General features: G+C 74.6%; 16 protein-coding genes and 1 tRNA gene. 9 read left to right on the top strand and 8 right to left on the bottom strand.

The features are described 5' to 3' along the window. The 5 genes from MNZ39_RS07085 to MNZ39_RS07065 all read left to right on the top strand — a co-directional run. On the top strand, positions 1-268 hold a 268-nt coding region (locus MNZ39_RS07085; RefSeq protein WP_242336625.1), incomplete at its 5' end, for a V-type ATPase subunit. After that, the gene (locus tag MNZ39_RS07080; RefSeq protein ID WP_242336622.1) at positions 265-645 is read left to right on the top strand and encodes a V-type ATP synthase subunit F; all 381 of its coding nucleotides are present in this window, start codon (positions 265-267) and stop codon (positions 643-645) included. The genes MNZ39_RS07085 and MNZ39_RS07080, both read left to right, overlap by 4 nt. Then, positions 642-2378, top strand: a complete 1737-nt coding sequence (locus MNZ39_RS07075) for a V-type ATP synthase subunit A (protein WP_242336619.1) — start codon at positions 642-644, stop codon at positions 2376-2378. Before MNZ39_RS07080 ends, MNZ39_RS07075 begins: the two co-directional genes overlap by 4 nt. 3 nt (positions 2379-2381) lie before the next feature. Then, entirely contained in the window at positions 2382-3758 is a 1377-nt protein-coding gene (locus MNZ39_RS07070; RefSeq protein WP_242336616.1) for a V-type ATP synthase subunit B, read from the top strand. After that, positions 3755-4411, top strand: a complete 657-nt coding sequence (locus MNZ39_RS07065; protein WP_242336613.1) for a V-type ATP synthase subunit D — start codon at positions 3755-3757, stop codon at positions 4409-4411. The genes MNZ39_RS07070 and MNZ39_RS07065 overlap by 4 nt, the downstream gene beginning before the upstream one ends. Before the next feature lie 11 nt (positions 4412-4422). Here the strand turns inward: MNZ39_RS07065 and MNZ39_RS07060 are convergent, their stop codons facing one another. Further along, positions 4423-4851, bottom strand: coding sequence for a DUF2267 domain-containing protein (locus MNZ39_RS07060; protein WP_242336610.1), 429 nt, complete (start codon positions 4849-4851; stop codon positions 4423-4425). A 186-nt stretch (positions 4852-5037) separates the two neighbouring features. Between MNZ39_RS07060 and MNZ39_RS07055 the strand changes: the two genes are divergently transcribed. After that, on the top strand, positions 5038-6474 hold the full coding sequence (locus tag MNZ39_RS07055; RefSeq protein ID WP_242336608.1) for a sensor histidine kinase KdpD: 1437 nt from the start codon (positions 5038-5040) through the stop codon (positions 6472-6474). Between the two features lie 3 nt (positions 6475-6477). Here MNZ39_RS07055 and MNZ39_RS07050 read toward each other — a convergent pair whose 3' ends face one another. Beyond that, complete coding sequence (locus tag MNZ39_RS07050) at positions 6478-7176, bottom strand: pirin family protein (RefSeq protein WP_242336605.1); 699 nt, start codon at positions 7174-7176, stop codon at positions 6478-6480. Between the two features lie 639 nt (positions 7177-7815). Between MNZ39_RS07050 and MNZ39_RS07045 the strand changes: the two genes are divergently transcribed. Further along, entirely contained in the window at positions 7816-9738 is a 1923-nt protein-coding gene (locus MNZ39_RS07045) for a hypothetical protein (RefSeq protein ID WP_242336601.1), read from the top strand. 161 nt (positions 9739-9899) lie between these two features. Here MNZ39_RS07045 and MNZ39_RS07040 read toward each other — a convergent pair. Then, positions 9900-9975: transfer RNA gene (locus tag MNZ39_RS07040), tRNA-Asn, on the bottom strand. A 283-nt stretch (positions 9976-10258) separates the two neighbouring features. On the opposite strand from MNZ39_RS07040, the gene MNZ39_RS07035 reads away from it, so the two are divergent. Continuing rightward, entirely contained in the window at positions 10259-11089 is an 831-nt protein-coding gene (locus tag MNZ39_RS07035) for a SirB1 family protein (protein WP_242336598.1), read from the top strand. Between the two features lie 26 nt (positions 11090-11115). Here the strand turns inward: MNZ39_RS07035 and MNZ39_RS07030 are convergent, their stop codons facing one another. Genes MNZ39_RS07030 through MNZ39_RS07020 form a run of 3 tightly spaced genes read right to left on the bottom strand, consistent with a single transcriptional unit; the run spans position 11116 to position 13236 of the window. Further along, positions 11116-11499 (bottom strand): ferredoxin, encoded by a 384-nt coding sequence (locus MNZ39_RS07030; protein ID WP_242336595.1) that lies wholly within the window; start codon positions 11497-11499, stop codon positions 11116-11118. 43 nt (positions 11500-11542) lie between these two features. Further along, positions 11543-12325, bottom strand: a complete 783-nt coding sequence (locus MNZ39_RS07025; RefSeq protein WP_242336629.1) for an SDR family NAD(P)-dependent oxidoreductase — start codon at positions 12323-12325, stop codon at positions 11543-11545. A 2-nt stretch (positions 12326-12327) separates the two neighbouring features. Then, entirely contained in the window at positions 12328-13236 is a 909-nt protein-coding gene (locus tag MNZ39_RS07020; protein WP_242336627.1) for an HAD family hydrolase, read from the bottom strand. 126 nt (positions 13237-13362) lie between these two features. On the opposite strand from MNZ39_RS07020, the gene MNZ39_RS07015 reads away from it, so the two are divergent. After that, positions 13363-15195 carry a PEGA domain-containing protein gene (locus MNZ39_RS07015; protein WP_242336592.1) on the top strand — a complete coding sequence of 611 codons (1833 nt, stop codon included), beginning with the start codon at positions 13363-13365 and terminating at the stop codon, positions 15193-15195. Between the two features lie 80 nt (positions 15196-15275). On the opposite strand, the gene MNZ39_RS07010 is transcribed toward MNZ39_RS07015, so the two are convergent. Then, on the bottom strand, positions 15276-15761 hold the full coding sequence (locus tag MNZ39_RS07010; protein ID WP_242336589.1) for a peptidylprolyl isomerase: 486 nt from the start codon (positions 15759-15761) through the stop codon (positions 15276-15278). A 289-nt stretch (positions 15762-16050) separates the two neighbouring features. Next, positions 16051-18330, bottom strand: a complete 2280-nt coding sequence (locus tag MNZ39_RS07005) for a glutamine amidotransferase (protein WP_242336586.1) — start codon at positions 18328-18330, stop codon at positions 16051-16053.

Here is an 18330-nt window from a genome sequence, read left to right as displayed (position 1 = left end):
CGCGGCCGTGCGGGATGCGCTCGCGCAGGCGCTCGGGGTCGCGGCGTCGGACCTCGCCACGCCCTGGGGCGCGGAGCGCGCGCTCGAGCGGCGGATGGTCGTCGCGCTGCGGCGCGAGGCGCGGAGCCGACCGCTCTCGCTCGCGGTGCCGCTCGCCTGGCTCGCCGCGCGGCGCGCGGAGGTCCGGCGCACGGCGCTGGTGCTCCGCGGCGCGGCGCTCGGGCTGCCCGCGGGCGAGATCCTCGATCTCGCGGAGGAGGGCCCGTGACGCACGCCGCCCGAGCGGGGCAGGCTGCCGGAGGGCCGCTGCGGCTCGTGGTCGTGGTCCGCCCGGGGGACGCGCTCGGGTTCCGCCTCGCCGGCGCCACCGTGGAGGAGGCCGGGCGCGGCGAGGAGGCCGCGACGCTCCGGCGGCTCGCGGGCGCAGCGGACGCAGGCGTGCTCGCCGTCGAGGAGGAGGTCCTCGCGGCGGCGGGACCCCGCCCGCTGCGGCGCGCGCGAGAGCGCGGCCTCCCCGTGGTGCTGCCCTTCGCGCTGCCGCGCCGCTGGGGCGAGGAGGGGCGCGGCCGCGCCTACGTCGCGGCGCTGCTCCGCCGCGCCGTCGGGTACGGCGTGAAGCTCGGCGCGGCCGGGGAGGGACCATGACGGGCAGGCTCGTCCGGATCGCAGGGCCGACCGTCATCGCGGACGGGCTCGCCGGGGCCGGGCTGAACGAGGTCGTGTGGGTCGGAGAGGAGCGCCTCCTCGGCGAGGTGATCCGGCTCGAGCGCGACCTCGCGACGATCCAGGTGTACGAGGAGACGGAGGGGCTCGCGCTGGGCGAGCCCGCGGAGCCGACGGGCGAGCCGCTCGCGGTGGAGCTCGGGCCCGGGCTCCTCGGCTCGGTCTTCGACGGCGTCCAGCGCCCCCTCGACGCCCTCGCCGCGCGCCAGGGCGACTTCCTCGGACGCGGCGCCCGCCTGCCGGCGCTCGATCGGGCGCGGCGCTGGGAGCTCGAGCCGAGCGTCCGCGCGGGCGACGAGCTCCTCCCCGGCGCCTGCCTCGGGATCGCGCGCTCCGGTCCCGACGCGCACCCGGTGCTCGCGCCGCCGGGCGCGGGCGGGCGGATCGCCGAGGTCCGCGGGGGCGCCGTGACCGTGGACGAGCCGGTCGTCCGGCTCGAGGGCGGCACGGAGCTCGCGCTCGCCCATCGCTGGCCGGTTCGCCGGCCGCGCCCCATCCGCCGCCGGCTCGCGCCCGACGTGCCGTTCCTCACCGGCCAGCGCGTGCTCGACTGCTTCTTCCCGGTCTCGTCGGGCGGCACGGCGATGGTGCCGGGCGGCTTCGGGACGGGCAAGACCGTGCTCGAGCAGAGCCTCGCCAAGCACGCCGCCGCGGACGTGGTCGTCTACGTGGGCTGCGGCGAGCGCGGCAACGAGATGGCCGAGGTGCTCGACGAGCTGCCCAAGCTCGACGACCCCCGCACCGGCGGGCCGCTCCTCGGTCGCACCGTCCTCGTCGTGAACACCTCGAACATGCCGGTCGCCGCGCGCGAGGCCTCGATCTACACGGGCTGCACGATCGCCGAGTACTTCCGCGACATGGGCCGCTCGGTCGCGCTCATGATCGACTCCACCTCCCGCTGGGCCGAGGCGCTGCGCGAGATCTCGGCGCGCCTCGAGGAGATGCCGGGCGAGGAGGGCTACCCGACCTACCTCGCGTCGCGGCTCGCGCGGTTCTACGAGCGCGCCGGGCGCGTCGAGACGCTGGGGTGCGGCGAGGGCTCGGTCACCGTGGTGGGCGCGGTGTCGCCGCCCGGCGGCGATCTCTCGGAGCCCGTCACGCAGTGCTCGCTGCGCGCGACGGGCGTGCTGTGGGCGCTGTCGGCCGACCTCGCGCACCGCCGCCACTACCCGGCGCTGGACTGGGGCGTTTCCTTCTCGCTCGAGGCGGAGCGGCTCCGGGGCTGGTTCGAGCGAGAGGCCGGGGAGGGGTTCGGGGCGCTGCGCGAGGAGGCGATGCACCTCCTGCAGCGGGAGCGCGAGCTCGTCGAGGTGGCGGAGCTCGTGGGCACCGAGTCGCTCCAGGACGCCGAGCGGCTGGTGCTGGAGTCGGCGCGGCTGCTGCGCGAGGGGTTCCTCCGGCAGAGCGCCTACGATCCCGCGGACGCGAGCTGCCCGCCCCGCAAGGCGCTCGAGATGCTGCGGCTCCACCTCGAGCTCCACGGCCGTGCGGCCAACGCCGTCGCGGCGGGCGTGCCGCTCCGCTCCATCCTCGAGGCCGGGCTTTCGGCCCGCCTCCTCCGCCTCGGCTCCGTTCCGGCGGAGGCCATCGCGAGCGGCGCCGGAGCGCTCCGCGCCGAGATCGCGGAGGCCATCGCGCGCCTCGAGGCGGAGTGAGCCATGGACCTCGTGACGCGGCGGGTGCGTGGAGCGGAGGGGATCGCGGGGCCGCTCCTGTTCCTCGAGGGAGTCCCGCGCGCGCGGCTCGGCGAGATCGTCCGCATCCGCGCCGGGGGTGAGGAGCGCCGGGGGCAGATCATCGAGCTCACCGGCGCCCGCGTCGCGATCCAGGTGCTCGAGGAGACGCGCGGCCTCTCGCCGGCGCGCGCGGAGGTGACGCTCACCGGCGAGGTCGCGGCCCTCGGCGTCTCGCGCGGCATGCTCGGCCGCGTGCTCGATGGGCTCGGCCGCCCCGTGGACGGGCTGCCGCCGCCCATCGCCGAGGCGCGCCTGCCCATCCACGGCGCGGCGCTGAACGTCACGCGGCGCGAGAAGCCCGCCGACTTCATCGAGACCGGCATCTCCGCGATCGACGGGATGAACACCCTCGTCCGCGGGCAGAAGCTCCCGGTGTTCTCCTGCGCCGGCCTGCCCGCGGGGCGGCTCGCCGCGCAGCTCGTGTGCCAGGCGCGCGTCCGCGGCGGCGAGCGCTTCGCGGTGGTGTTCGCCGCCATGGGCGCGCCGTTCCGCGAGTACGACGCCTACCTGGAGGCGTTCCGGCGCGCGGGCGTGCTCGATCGGACGGCGGTGTTCCTGAACCGCGCGGAGGACCCGCCCATCGAGCGGCTGATGACACCGCGCTGCGCGCTCACCTGCGCCGAGCACCTCGCCTTCGGACACGGCCTGCACGTCCTCGTCGTGCTCACCGACATGACGAGCTACTGCGAGGCGCTGCGCGAGGTCGCGCTGGCGCGCGAGGAGGTGCCCGGCAGGCGCGGCTACCCCGGCTACATGTACACGGACCTCGCGACCCTCTACGAGCGCGCCGGGCGGATCGCCGGCCGGCCCGGCTCGATCACGCAGGTCCCGGTGCTGACGATGCCGGACGACGACCTCACCCACCCCATCCCCGATCTCTCCGGGTACATCACGGAGGGACAGATCGTCCTCTCGCGCGAGCTCGACAGGCGGGGCATCTACCCGCCCATCGACGTGCTGCCCTCGCTCTCGCGGCTCATGGGGCTCGGGGTCGGCGCCGGCCGCACCCGCGCCGACCACCGGCCCGTCGCGGACCAGCTCTACGCGCTCTACGCGCGCGGGCGCGACGTGCGCCGCATGGCCGCGATCGTGGGCGCGGCGAACCTCGGCGAGGACGAGCGGCGGCTCCTCGACGTCGCGGATCGGTTCGAGCGCGAGCTCGTCGGCCAGGGGGACGCGTTCCGCTCGATCGAGGACACGCTCGAGCTCGGGTGGAAGCTCATGGCCCCGTTCCCGCCCGAGGCGCTCACCCGCCTCCCGGCAGCGGTGCTCGAGGCGCGCCGGAAGGAGGCTCCGTGAGCCGCACGCCCACGACGCGCATGGGCCTGCTGGAGGTGCGGGGGCGCGCCGAGATCGCGTCGAAGGGTGCGCGCCTGCTGCGCGCCAAGCGCGAGGTGCTCGCGGGGGAGCTCTGGAGGCTCATGCGCGAGGTCCTCGCCGGGCGCGCGCGCCTCGACGAGGTGCTGCGCGAGGCGGTGAAGGCGCTCGGGATCTCGCGCGCGCTCGACGGGGAGGAGGCGCTCGAGTCGCTCGCCCTCGCCGCCGGGCGCGAGGTGCCGCTCCAGGTGAGCGTGCGGCGGGTGTGGGGCGTGCCGACGCCGTCGGTCTCGGCGCCGCCGCTCGTGCGCGCGGCGGACGAGCGGGGCAGCGCGCCGACGAGCTGGGGACTCGCGGGCGCCGAGGCGGCGCGGCGCCACGAGGAGGCGCTCGAGGTGCTGCTCCGGATCGCCTCGCGGGAGCTGCACCTCGCCCGGCTGGGCGAGGAGATCCAGGCGACCTCCCGGCGAATCAACGCGCTCGAGCAGCTCGTGCTCCCCGCGCTCGCCGCCGAGGCGGGCCGCGTCGAGGCAGCGCTCGACGAGCGAGACCGCGAGGACGTCGTGCGGCTTAAGCGGTTCCGGGCTCGGGGCGCGCGCCATCGCGCCGGCGCCGCCGGCTCGTCAGCGCGCTGAGCGAGCTCAGCTCACGACGGGCGGCGCCACAGCGGCTCGAGCTCGAGCGGCAGCTCCTGCCCGACGAGCTCGGCGTCGGCCTCGGCCATCTGCGCGCGGAGCGCGGCGAACACGGCGCGGACCGCGGCCTCGACCTCCTGCGGATCGCGCTCGAGGTCCTCCGCCACGATGGCGTAGAAGTCGTCGGCGGAGCGGAGCGGGCGCGGCGGGCGCGCGGAGTGGCGCTCGCAGGCGGTGAGGCGGCTGCCGAAGGGCTCGGGCAGGTGCTCGCGGAGGTCGTCGAACTCCGGGCGCTGGATGCGCTGCGCGAGCGCGCACATGACCGCCTCGACCGCGCGCGCTGCCTCGGCGCGGCGAGGGAGCCCCTCGCGCGCGAGGGCGGTCACGAGGGCCTGGAAGTTCGCGTCCTGAAGCGGATCGTGATCGCCGGGGAGAGCCATGCCGCCAAGATCATCACGCGACCACGACACGGCAGCGCCCGCGCGGTCGGCGGTCCCCCTCACGGGGGCGGGTTCGCGCATCCCCAAACGGGCGAAGAACGGTGCCCCGGGGGCGGGCGTGGGGTGGTACGACCGCCACCCATCATGCGCCGATGGGATCCCAGCGGGGCGGCCAGGGGGCCGCGCGTGGCTCGGCTCGGTCCGCTGGCGTTCCTCGTCCTCGCGCTGGGGACGGTGGCCGTGGGCGCTGGCGCCTTCGGCATGCTGAGCCAGGCGGCCACGCTCGACGCGGTCGTCTCCGCCGAGCTCGCGCCGATCCACGGCGAGCTGCGCTCGATCGCCCCGGCGCTCGCTCGCGCGCACGACGAGGCGCTCGAGGCCGCGCGAACGAAGCTCGCGGCCAGCATCCACAACGCCTCGCGCGCCCTGCTCGCCGCCGCCGCGGTGGCGCTCGCCCTCGCCGCTGGAGCCTTCGCAGTCGCCCGGCGCTCGGTCCGCGCGCTGGCCCGCAGCGAGGCGCGCTACCGCGCCGCCTTCGAGAACGCCGCGATCGGCATCGCCCACGTCGCGCTGGATGGGCGCTGGCTGCGGGTCAACCGCCGCTACGCCGAGATCCTCGGCTACACCGAGGACGAGCTGTGCGCGCTCCGCTTCCAGGACATGACGCACCCCGAGGACGTCGGGGAGAACGAGGCGCACGGCCGGCGGCTCGTCACGGGGGAGGACGAGACCTACACGGTGGAGAAGCGTTACCTCCGGCGAGACGGTCGGGCCACCTGGGTGAACCTCACGGTCGCGCTGGTGCGCGACGGCGCAGGCCGGCCGCGTTCCTTCATCTCCGTGGCCGAGCCGATCGACCGGCGAAAGGCCGTCGAGGACGAGCTCCGCGACGCGCTCCGAGCGCGGGACGAGTTCCTCGCGGTGGCCTCCCACGAGCTCAGGACGCCGCTCACGAGCCTGCGGCTGCAGCTCGAGGGGCTAAAGCTCGCCGCCGCGCGCGGCGCGGCCTCGCCCGAGCGGATCGCGGCGAGCTCCGGGGCGGCGCTGCGCCAGCAGGCGCGGCTCGCCCGGCTGGTGGACGAGCTGCTCGACGTGTCCCGCCTCGACCGGGGAGAGCTGCGGATCGCGCCGCGCGAGGCGGACCTCGCCGAGGTCGTGCGCGTCGCCGCCGAGCGGCTGGGCGACGCAGCCTCGCGCGCCGGGAGCACGGTGCGGCTCGAGCTGCCGGACGCGATGCCGGCGCGCATCGATCCGGACGAGGTCGAGCGCGCCGTGGGACACGTGCTCGCGAACGCCCTCAAGTACGGCGCGGGGAAGCCGGTGGACGTGGAGCTCGAGCGCCGCGGCGAGGCGGGGCTCCTCGTCGTCCGAGACCGCGGCATCGGCGTCGATCCCTCGGTGCGCGAGCGCATCTTCGACCGGTTCGAGCGCGCGGTCTCCCCGCGCAACTTCGGAGGCCTGGGGCTCGGCCTGTTCGTGGCGCGCCGGGTGATCGAGGCGCACGGAGGGCGCATCGCCGTGGAGGATTCGGCGGGGGAGGGCGCCACCTTCCGCATCGAGCTCCCGCTCGCAGGACCGGTGGCGCTCGAGGCCGACGCGCGGGGTAGCGCGTCGACCGGCTGAGCCTCAGGCGAGGTCGAACACCAGCACCTCGGCCGCCTCGACGCCCTCGAGCCGCACCTCGCGCTCGTCGCTCATGGCCGCGCCGTCGCCCGCCGCGAGCGTCTCGTCTCCGAGTCGCAGCGTCCCTCGCGCCACCTGGACCCAGGCATGCCGGCCGGCGTCGAGCGGGAGCACCGCCCGCTCTCCCGCCCCGAGGAGCGCCGCGTACACCCGCGCGTCCTGGTGGATCGTCACGCTGCCGTCGGCGCCGTCGTGGGAGGCGACGAGCCGCAGCCGCCCGCGCCGCTCCTCCTCCGGAAACTGCTTCTGCTCGTAGCCCGGGAGGAGGCCGCGGCGCTCGGGCAGGATCCAGATCTGCAGGAAGCGGACGGGCTCGGAGTCGGAGCCGTTGAACTCGCTGTGCAGGACCCCGGTCCCGGCCGTCATGCGCTGCACCTCGCCTGGCCCGATGGTCGAGCCGGTCCCCATCGAGTCGCGGTGGGCGAGGCGGCCCGACAGCACGTAGGACAGGATCTCCATGTCGCGGTGGCCATGGGTCCCGAACCCCTGGCCCGGCGCGACGCGGTCCTCGTTGATGACGCGGAGCGTGCGGAACCCCATGTGGCCGGGGTCGTGGTAGTCGGCGAACGAGAACGTGTGGCGGGTATCGAGCCAGCCGTGGTCGAAGTGACCGCGAGCCTCGGAGCGGCGGATCGTGATCATCGCCGCTTCTTGGCGCCGGCAGGCGTGAAGATCAACGCCATCCTTGTGGCCCCTGCCATGCGTCCGGGCTGCCGGCGCCATCCCTCCACGCGCGCTGCCGTGCGCGATCGCCGTCCGGCGTGGCTCCTCGCGATGAGTCTCTCGCGGCGAAGGTCCGGCCGGCCCCTTCCCCGCAGGGGGCCACCGACGAGCCGCCAGGATCTCGAACCAGCACCGGCGTCCGGAGGTGTTCGGGGTCACGGCCGCTCGCCGTGAGCGCCTGTCGAGGCCTCCTCCTCGAAGTCCTCGCAAGGCCTATGCCGGGCGAGCACGCGCGTTCCAGTCTCAGCCGGACGGCGGGGACGCCGAGGCGTGCGCGAGGGAACGCCCGAGGCGCAGGCAGCGCGGGAAGGCACTCCGTCACACGCCGAGGACGGCGGTGAATCGTCCGAGTCCCAAGGAAGGGACCTCTCTTCTCGCTGTGCCCGGTTCGCGAACCGTCTCACGCTGCGAGGCGACAGGAGGTGTGGGATGCGTCGCTTGTGCACGTTCGTGGCGGTGCTGGCATTGGCGGCTTGCGGTGGGCGCGAACAGGACAATCAGCTGGGGGGCGCGTCGTCCGCGGGGCCACAAGCCTCCGGGGGGGCCGATAGTTTCGCCGTGAAGATCGATCTGGCGAGCTATGAGCATGGCAAGCCCAGGGGTGCCCTCGTCAAGCAGCTCGAGAAGCTATTCCATCCGAAGAAGTGGCGCGGGGAGACCGACGGACCCGTGCTGATGAATGCGGATAGCCTGCTCGAGCTCTCCGACAGCGAGAGGAGCGCGCTGAGGACCGTCCTGAAGGAGGGGCATGCCATCCTGGTGACCGGCGTCACCGAGGACCTGCTCGTGCGCCTTCACGCCATCAACGGGAGCGTCCCCGCGATCACGCTCACCAATCCTGCCGAGCTGTACGTGCTCGCGGCGCCGCAGGGGCGGTTGCGCATGCTCGCGATCCGGTCCATTCCCAACTTCGAGCCCTCTCCGGACGCCGACGTGCGCAAGGAGGCCTACGCCGAGATGGTGCTCGACTGGTTCCGGAGGCAAGTCCGCGGGACCTTCGAATCGGGGATCGCCTCCATGGCGAGCGCGCCCAGGGCGAGCGGGCCCAGGGCGATCGTGGCCGCCGAAGCACCCGGCTACAACACGCTGGGGAGCGAGCCGGAACAGTTCCCGTGGTCGCACACGGACGTCTTCAGCATGGAAGCCTTCTACAGCGATCACTGCGGGTCGAAGCAGAAGTGCACCGACACGTTCGCCGTGACAACCTACTCCTGGGCGGTGCATAGCCCCATCTCCGTGGTGGATCAGCCGGGCGACTACCTGCTGACACGCATCTCCGCCGCCGTGAACACGGGGGGCTGCAAGCTCTCCATCGGCAAGAACAACCGCTTCGCGGGGTACTGGCTCAGGCAGGCCAACGTGGGCGCCTCCGTGCCGGACGCCACGCTCAAAACCGGAGTGAAGGTCCTCGCCGGCTACACCGCGCCTCAGGCGCAGATGCCCAACGTGCAGTACAGCACCGGCGTGACCTGGAACTTCGGCGCGTCGGGGACGATCGGCTCGAGCGCGGGGTTCTCGGGCGGGAAGCCCAGCGCAGAGGTGAGCCGCTCGCTCGGGTTCAGCGCGGGCGTATCGTACAGCAACACGAAGACCTATCAGGCGGACGCGATCACGATCCTGCCGCAGATCTCCGCCGACCCAACGGATCCGTCGAAGGTCCGCTGGACGTACGATTCCTGGAACCACGTCAAGCAGAACATCGACCCGGGGAACCACGCGTGTGGCGGCCCGGGGCTCCTCGTCACCGCGGGGCTACCAGGGGTCATCTACGGTTCTTCGTTCGAGCCTTCACAGGAGTGGGTGTGGGCGCTGCTGCCGGAGGTTCGTAGCGCTCTGCCCGTCAACAGGGATGGCGTCCCCGTCCTGTCGGTGCAGGTCGATCTCTCCATGCTCCTCGGATGGTCTTACTTCTGGGACATCACCCAGTGCAACTACAGCGGGAGCCTCGGCACCTTCTGGGTCGGCGACAAGAGCATCGACGTGGTCGGCGACGTCGCGAACAATCCCAGCAACGGGCTCATGTTCGATTCGGGGTGCGGTACGGCCATGCACTTCGGGACGATCCCGCTCGGCAACCCCCGCAAGGAGCCGAGAGCGTCCAACGACAATGGCACCAACGTCGGCACCCCGTACCCTTTCACCTTCTCGCTCTCCCTCCCGCTCGCGCCCGATCCGCGCCTGATGCAGCTGACGAGCATCGAGCCGAACCACGGGCCCAGGGGCACCAGGGTCACGCTGAGGGGAACCAGCTTGCACACTGCGCACAGCGTCGACTTCGGGGGGCAGCTGCCGTCCAGCATGTCGATGGAGTGGCCCGAGGGCACGGACCCCGCGACGGGAAAGCGGTATGAGCCCTACATCACCGTGACGGCGCCGAACCCGGCGACTCCCGATTACGTCGGAACCACGGCGGCCATCTCCGTGGTAAACGCCGTGGGGATCTCGGGGGGCACCGCCGAGTTCAACTTTACGTACGAGTAGGCGGGCGCTTCCGCGGGTGAGGCGCGGGCCGTGTGGACCCCGGCCCGCGCCTGACTCCCTCGGTGCGAGCACCCGCAAGCATCCGGGAGGATCCTGCGGAGAGTCTCGGTAGCTTCAATGGACGACGGGCGGTTGAGCCAGGCCCAACCGCCCGTCCGAAATGGCTCCCCAGGCATGACTCGAACATGCGACCCGGTGATTAACAGTCACCTGCTCTGCCAACTGAGCTACTGGGGAATGGCAGGGGCGCGAATCTAGAGAAGGACCGCGGGCGCGTCAAGAGGGTATGCGACCCGTTTCGGCGGGTCGCGTACCGCCCACGATCGACGCCGCGGCAGCGAACGATCTTCGCGGCGCAGGGCCCACGAACCGCCCACCGTGTGATCAGCCGAGGCCGACGGCGCGCCCGAGGGCCGGACCCGGCAGCTATACTCGGCTCCGTGACGACGCCTCTCGCCTCCTGCGGCCGGCTCGCCGGCACGCCCGCCGGCCGGGCGCTCGCCCCCGCAGCGGTGGCGCGATGACCGCCGGCGGCCTCGCGCGCGAGCGGTTCGCCGCGGTGATGGCCCGCGATCCCATCCCGCTCGACGAGGCTGCGCTGGCGATCGCGGCGGAGGAGTACCCACACCTCGACGAGGCTGCGTACCTCGCCCGGCTCGACGCGCTCGCGGCGCGGGTCGTCGCCCGCTCGCCGGCTCCCGCCCGCGCCGCCTCGTTGCTCCGCGCGCTCCGCGAGGTGCTCGCGGGGGAAGAGGGGATGCACGGCGGGTCGACGGATTACGACGACCCGCGCAGCTCGTTTTTGAACGAGGTGCTCGACCGCCGCGTCGGCCTGCCGATCACGCTGTCCGTCGTGTACATGGAGGTCGGGCGCCGCGCAGGGGTCTCGCTTGACGGCGTCGGGATGCCGGGCCACTTCCTCGTGCGCTACCTCTCGCCCTCGGGCGCCGAGATCTTCGTGGACGCCTTCCACGGCGGGGAGATGCTCTCCGCCGACGACTGCCTGTCCCGCTACCGCGAGCGCACCGGGCGCGATCTCGACCGGCGCCTGCTCGGTCCATCCACCCCGGGCCAGATCGTGCTGCGCATGCTGGGGAACCTGCGCCGCCTCTACACCGCGCGGAAGGACGACCTCCGCGCCTGGTGGGTGCTCGACCGGATCCTGCTCGCCGCGCCGAGCCAGCTCGCGGCGCTCCGGGATCGCGGCCTCGCCGCGGCCCGGCTCGGAGCGGGCCGCTCGGCGGCGCGCGACCTCGAGACGTACCTCGCGCGCGCCCCGGACGCCCAGGACTCCGACTCGGTCCGCGCGACGCTGGCTCAGCTCCACGACGGGCCTGAGCTCGCGAACTGAGCGGGCTCCCCGGCTGCGGCTTCCGCTCAGCGCTCGCCGCCGCTCTTCGGATCACCCGGCGGTGCCGCGTCGGCGGCGCGCGCCGGAGGTCCGGCCTCGAGGCGCCGCAGCCGGAGCCGCTCGACCGGCTCGCCGCCCACGAGGTGGCGCTCGACGATCTCCGCGACGTCCGCGACCGAGACGTGGCCGTACCAGACGCCCTCCGGGTACACGACGATCGACGGGCCGAAGGCGCAGGCGTCGAGGCAGCCGGCGGCGTTCGCGCGGATCTGCTTGTCGAGCCCGCGGCGCTTGAGCTCCTCCTTCAGCGCCTGGCGGATCGCGGGCGAGCCCTTGCGCCCGCACGAGCCTCGCGGATCGTCCTCGGCCCGCACGTTCTCGCACACGAAGACGTGGTGGCGGAAGCGCATGCGGTGGTCCTAGCGCCGCGGGCGCCCGCCCGCACGCGAGTCGCTACGGCTCGCGCGCGACGATCTGACCGCGCGGCACGACCAGCAGCGCGCCTCCCGAGACGCAGAGGTCGTCCCCCACGAGGTGCCCGGAGGCCTCGCTCGCGAGGTACAGGCACGCGTGCACGACGTCCGCGACCTCGCCGACGCGCCGGTTCGGGAGGGCGCCGGCGATCGCCGCGCCGACGTCCTTCAGCTCCGCCTCCGCCATGGGCGTACGCACCCAGCCCGGGGAGACCAGGTTCACCCGGGTGCGCGGCGCGAGCTCCACCGCGAGGCTCATCGCGAGCGACTGGAGCGCGCCCTTCGTCGCCGCGTAGTGGCCGTGGCGCGCCTCGCCACGCTGGCCGGCGGTGGAGCCGATGAACACGACGTTGCCGCGGCCGTTCCGCCCCAGGTACGGCGTCGCCTCGCGCACGAGGTAGAACGCGCTGAACACGTTGACGCGGAAGATCTCCTCGAGCTGCGGTCCGGCGATCCGGTCGATGGGGCCCTCGTTCCAGATCGCGGCCGAGTGCACGATCTGGTCGAGCCCGCCGAGCGCCTTCACCGTGGCGTCGACCAGGTGGACGCAGCCGGCCTCGGTGCCGAGCTCGGCCCCGATCGCCACCGCGCGCCCGGGGTAGCGGGCCGCGAGCGCCTCCGCGGCCGCGCGGTTCGAGCGGTAGTGGACGGCGACCTTCATGCCCTGCGCGAGGAACGCCTCGGCGACGCCGAGGCCGATGCCGGACGAGGCGCCCGTGACGAGCGCGCAGCGCCCTGCGAGATCCGAGTAGCTCACCTGCACGCTCAACGCCGCCGCCGCTTCGCGCCGCGCCGGGCCGCCGGCACGGTCGCCTCGGGCGCCGTCCAGCGCGCGCCGTCGAGGACGTCCAGGATCTGCACGAACGAGGCGATCGACAGCGGCCACCGCGGCGTGTCCACGTCGGCCACGTGGCGCCGCGTCACGGCCTTCGCCGAGATCACCGCGAGCCTCTCGCGGTACTCCTTCGAGATGTACGTGCCGTACTCGGCCCAGACCCCCACGGCGCCGCACGCCTGGGCGACCGGCATGTCCTTCTTCGGGTTGTCGCCGACGTAGAGCACCTCGGTCCCCTCGAGCCCGAAGTCGCCGAGGACCCGGCGCAGCCCCGCCGGGCTGGGCTTCTCCGCCGCGCGCGGCAGCTCCACGACCACGGTCTTCTTGGAGCGGTAGGCCCCGGCCGCGTCCTTGCGGCGGATCTCGGGGTCGACGTTCTCGGGCAGGTCATAGCCCTTGAGCGCGTAGACCGCGTCGAAGAGACCGTCCAGCTCGAGCATCTGGATGCGCAGCTCGAGCGCGTTCCGCGGCGCGTCGGAGAGGGCGATGACCTTGAGCCCCCGCGCGCGGATCTTCTCGAGCGTCTCGCGGACGTGAGGGTAGGGGTGCAGGTAGCGCCGGCGCGCCTCGGCGAACGCGCGCCGCGCGGGGCGGATGACGAGCGCGTCGAACGAGTCGAAGTCCGCCTCGTACGGCCGGAAGAGCGACGACTCCTGGATCGCGAACGGGTACTCGTTCGACTCGTGGCGGGTATAGACCGCCTTCAGGGACTGGACGATCTCGATGCGGGGGCGGCCCGTGGTCTGCTCGAGCGAGGCGACCATGGCCTCGAGGCTCGGGACGATGTAGTCGACCCATGGGTAGAGCGTGTTGTCGAGGTCGGTGACGACGGCCTTCATGCGCGGCACGCGCGCATCGTAGCCGGTGGGTCCGCCACCCGCCACGCCCGTGTGCCGACGTGGGCGTGGGTGCGCCGCGCGCTGCGGGCGGGCGCCGCGGGCGGGCAGGGTGTAGATTCGGCGGCGATGGCCCCGACCGATCGCTTCGAGATCATCGCGCCGCTGCCGTCCTCCTCCGGGTTCCGTCGCGCCCTCGCCGTGGACCGCTCAGGGCCGCCCCGCGCGGTCGTGCTCGCGTTTGCCCCGGCGCGCGTCGCCGACGATCCGGTCCGACTCGCGGCGCTCGCGCGCGACGCCGAGGCCGCGGCGCGCGTGCGGCACCCGAACGTCGTGCCGGTCGACGGCCTCGAGACGGTGGGGGGCGCCGTCGCGGTGGTCGAGCCGCACCGGCCCGGTCCTTCGCTCCGCGACCTCCTCGACGCCGCCGGGCGGCTCCCTCCGGACGTGGCCGCCCGCGTCGTCGCCGACGCCTGTGCCGGGCTCGCGCGCGTCCACGCGCTCGATCCCGGCGATGGTCGCCCCCTCGCGCACGGCGCGCTCTCCGCCGAGCGGCTCGTCGTCGCCGCGGACGGAGCGACGGTGCTCACCGGCCTCGGCGCCGGGCTCGGAGAGGAGACGGCCGCGGACGTGCGCGCGCTCGCCGCGATCCTGCACGAGTGCCTCGTCGGCGAGCCCCCGCAGGCGCCGCCGCGGCCGCTCGACGCTCCCGGCATCCCTCCCGCGCTGGCGGCAGTCGTCGATCTCGCGCTCGGCGCGACGGGGGGACAGCCGCTGCGCTCGGCGGGCGTGCTGGGCGAGGCGATCGCGGCCGCGCTGCCGCTCGCGCCCCGCGAGGCGGTGGCGGCCCCCCCCGAGGCCACCCCCCCGGCGGACGAGGGCGAGCGCGCGGCGCCCGCGCGCCTCGTCGCGCGAGCCACGGGAGAGGACGCCGAGGCCGATCTCGCCGTCGAGCTGCTGGAGGACGGCGAGCCGGCCATGGTGGCGGCCACCCCGACCCCGACCCCGACCCCGACCGCGACCGCGAACGCGAGCCCGAGCCCGAGCCCGACCGCGATGGCTACGGGCAACCCGGTCGGAACGGAGACCCCGGCCTCCTCGGTGAACCCGCTCCTGCCGGAGCAAACGGCTCCGCCGGTGCAGCCGGTCCCGACCTCGACCCCCGTCCCGGCAGGACCGCGCGAGGCGGCTCTTCCTGAATGGTTCGCTCCCGCCGCGGCCGAGGCGCGCGGTGGCTCGGTGCTCCCTGAGCCCGTCGTCATCCCCGCGCGCGTCGCGCCTCAGGCGCCCGCGCCCGCCGTCGCGCCGGCGCCGGTACAGGTCCCGCGTCCTGCGGATCCGTTCTCGCCGCAGCCGGTCGCCTCGGGCGGAGTGGCTGCTCCTTCGCCGGACACGGTGTCCACGTTCCCCGCGCCCGTCGCCGCAGCGCCGCGGCGCTCGCGGGCCCCGCTCGCGATCGCCGCGCTGTGCCTTCTCGTCGGCTTCGGCGGGGGCTTCGTCGCCACCCGCGGCAGGATCCTCCCCGACCTCGTCCGCGCGGACGTCGCCGGACGCGAGCCCGCCCAGGCAGCCGAGGCCCGCCCCGAAACGCCCGCAGCCGGCGGCGCGGCACCGGCGAGGCCCGCCTCCACGGCGCCCGCGGAGGACGCCGGAGCTCCGCCCAGGGCTGCCGCGGCGGAGCCTGCTGCGGCCGCGCCGGCGAAGCCGGCGAAGAAGGCGCCGCCCCGCCGCGTCGTCGCCGCTGCTCCGTCGGCAGGGAAGGGGTTCCTCGTCGTGACCGCGCCGGCGGAGGCCGAGGTCCTCGTCGACGGAAAGCGCGTCGGTATGGGCGACGTGCGGCGCGAGGTCGACGTCGGCGCCCACCGCGTCGAGGTCCGGCTCGGCGGCGCCAGCGTGGCCGAGCGGTTCTCGATCTCGCGGGGCGAGACCTGGACCTACGACGTGACGCCCACCGTCAAGTAGCCGCCGGCGCCCGGACGAGGCTCCGCCCCGCGACGGCGCCGGGGCCGTCGCGCGAGGGTGAGCGTGAGCGGCATCCGTCTCTAGTGGTCGTGCCCTTCCGGCCCGTGGGCGTGACCGTGCTCCCGCTCCTCTTCGGTCGCCTCGCGGACGTCACGGATCGTGATGTCGAAGTAGAGCGTCTTGCCGGCGAGCGGGTGGTTCAGGTCGATCAGGATCTTGTCGCCCCGGACCTCCCGGATCACGAACGGGACGGGCTCGCCGTCCTCGCCTTCCGCCGTGAGCTCCATCCCGGGCTGGGGCTGGAAATCCGGCGGGAAGGCGGTGCGGTCGACCTCCTGGACGCCGCGCGCGTCGTGCTCGCCGTAGCCGTCCTTGGGCGGCACGGTCACCTGCTTGCGATCGCCGGCGGACAGCCCCTCGAGCGCCGACTCGAGGCCGGGCACGATCTGCCCCTCGCCGTGGAGATAGGTGAGGGGCTCGGCAGGCTCGGAGGCGTCGATGATCTTCCCGTCGCCGAGGTGGAGCGAGTAGTCGATGCCGACGACGGTTCCGTTCGAGATCTTCATGGCTCGAAAGATAACGCGCCGGCCGTCCCCGCGAACGGGTACGGCCGGCGCGCAGTCCGGGATTCGCAGCCGTGCCTGCTGACCCGGGAGGCGACTGGTGCCGCATGTCGACCTTTGCAGTCGACGTGCCGGTGGCAACCCGCGTGTGCGGGAAACGGCGCAAGGCCTGGAAATCCGTGGGCTCGGCTGGGTGGCCTCGGCCGCGGACTCCCCCGGGGATCGCTCGGGGAGAGCGAAACGCCTGCGCTTCCGCGCTTCCGCCTCGAAAGCTTTGCGACCGCCCGCGCGGCTACCAGTAACCCCAGCGGCGCCGGAGGACCCACTCGACGGCGAGCACGCCCGCCAGGGCGGCGAGGTACCACCAGCGATCCCACACTGGCACCGACTTGCGCCGGCCGATCTCGACCACCTCGGGATCCGCGAGCTTCAGGTCGGGGAGGCGGCCGCCCGGGAGGGCCGAGAACGCGCCGCCCGTGGCCTCCGCGAGCGCCGAGAGCAGCTCCGGGCGCGGCGCCGCATCGGAGTCCTCCGGGCCGGAGCCGCGCACCGCCACCGCGCCGGTCGCGACCTCGCCGTCCCGGCCGTGCGCGACGATCTTGTAGGCGCCGGGGCCCGGCGCGACGAGCTCCACGCGCGCGACGCCGTCCTCCCCCGCCACCGCCTCGCCTCGCGCGACGCTCCGGCCGTCGTCGTCGACGAGCTCCGCCGCGACGCGGTCGCCGGCGGCGGGCCCGAAGTCCGGTCGCCGGGAGGTGACCGCGATCCCGACCGGCGCCCCGGGCTCGACGGCGGGTGCATCGGGCTCGACCTGCAGGGGCGCGAGGCCCGGATCGCGCACGAGCCAGCGCAGGGCCTGGTTCCAGAAGCGCAGGTACGCGCGGTTCCCCTGGCCCGACTCGGCGGCGAGGAACCCCCAGCGCCAGGTCGCGTCGGTCGCGACCGCGAGCGTGCGGCCCTCGCCGACCTCGCGCACCGCGACGAGCGGCGCGGGGCGGCCCTCGACGAGGACCGCGGGCGCCTCGAGCAGGACCGACGCGCCGGCGCCGGGCGCCAGCGCGTGCGTGAGGTTCACCGCGGTGACGGGCGGCAACCCGCGCCAGACCCCCTCGTTCGCGGCGTCGCCCGGGGCGAGGCTCGTCACGGGGTGGCGCTTCCCCTCCGAGGTGAGCCGGGGCGCGATCTCGCCCTCCGCCATCGACGAGCCGTCGATCGGCGCGACGGGGAGGATCTCGGCGAGCGCCGTCTCGCCGTAGCGCCCGTCGCCGAAGCTCTGCTCGCCGCCGACCATGGCGAGCGCGCCGCCCCCGCGCACGTACTCGCGGAGCGCGGGCAGGAAGCGCTCGATCTCGAGCCCGCGGTACGGGGCGTAGGCGAAGTTCACGAAGACCACCGCGTCGAACGTCCGGAGCTGCTCCCCGAAGATCTCCGCCACCGGAAACGGGATGAGCGACAGGTCCTGCTGCGGCCCCGCGTCGTCGGCGTTCGAGCGGAGGATGAAGAAGCTCACGAGATCGACGTTGGGATCCTGCTTGAGCAGGCCGCGCAGGAAGCGCACGTCCCAGCTCGGCCGCCCTGCGACGAGCAGCACGCGGACGCGGTCCCGGATGACGCGCAGCACGAAGGAGTGCGCGTTGTTCTCGACGACCGCCTCGCCCGGGAACACCGGGGCCGCGACGGTGAAGACGAAGGTCCCCGTCGCGTCCGGCGCGAAGGAGAGCGGGACGGTGTAGCGGTCGCGGCCCCGTTCGAGGCGGACGGTGGCCGAGGCGACGACCGCCCCCTCGCGGCGCAGGACGAGCCGGACCTCCTCGTCGGAGAAGCCGCGCGCGCGGAGCGTCACGTCGACCGTGACGGTGTTCCGGACGAACGCGAACTCGTCGACCGCGACGCGCTCGATGGCGAGATCCTTGGGCGCCCCGCGCCCGACCGCGACGGCGTTCACCGGGATCCCGAGCGCGCGCGCCTTGGCGCGGGCCTCCGGGCCCACGCCCTCCGAGAGCGCGGCGTTGTCCGCTCCGTCCGACACCACGAGCAGGCCGGCGAGCCGCCGCGTCGAGCCGCTCGCGCCCGAGGCGACCGCGTCGAGTGCCCCGAGGAGGTCCGTCCGGCCCGCGCGCCCGGGGACGCCGCGCGCGGCCTCCGCCGGATCCACCGGCGCGACGTCCGCGCCGAACGTGTACCACTCGAGGTCCACGCGGTCCGAGAGCCGCTCGAGATCGGCGCGGTGCGCGGCGAGGAACGCCCCGGCCGCCGCCGCGCGGGGCTCGCCGTCCCGCTCCACCGGGAAGTTCATCGAGCGTGAAGCGTCGAGGAGGACGGCGAAGCGGTTGCGGACCCGCGCGGTCTGGAGGAGCTCGACGGCGGGCTCGAGCAGGAGGAACAGCGCGAGGACCGCCGCGAGGGCGCGGAGCGCGACGAGGGCTGCGCGCCGGGCGCGGCGCGCCTCGGAGCGCAGCCCCCGCAGCGCGAGGACCACGGCGCCGGCCGCGGCGAGCGCGGCCAGGGCGATCGCCCAGGTCGGCAGCGGCGTGAGCGCGGTGAGCCGCCAGGCGTTGTACCCGCCGTCCAC

This window comes from Anaeromyxobacter sp. SG66 (genome assembly GCF_022690805.1).
In the GTDB taxonomy this organism is placed as follows: domain Bacteria; phylum Myxococcota; class Myxococcia; order Myxococcales; family Anaeromyxobacteraceae; genus Anaeromyxobacter; species Anaeromyxobacter soli.
Note: the sequence above shows the minus strand (reverse complement) of the source record. Positions and strands in the feature narration are given on the sequence as shown.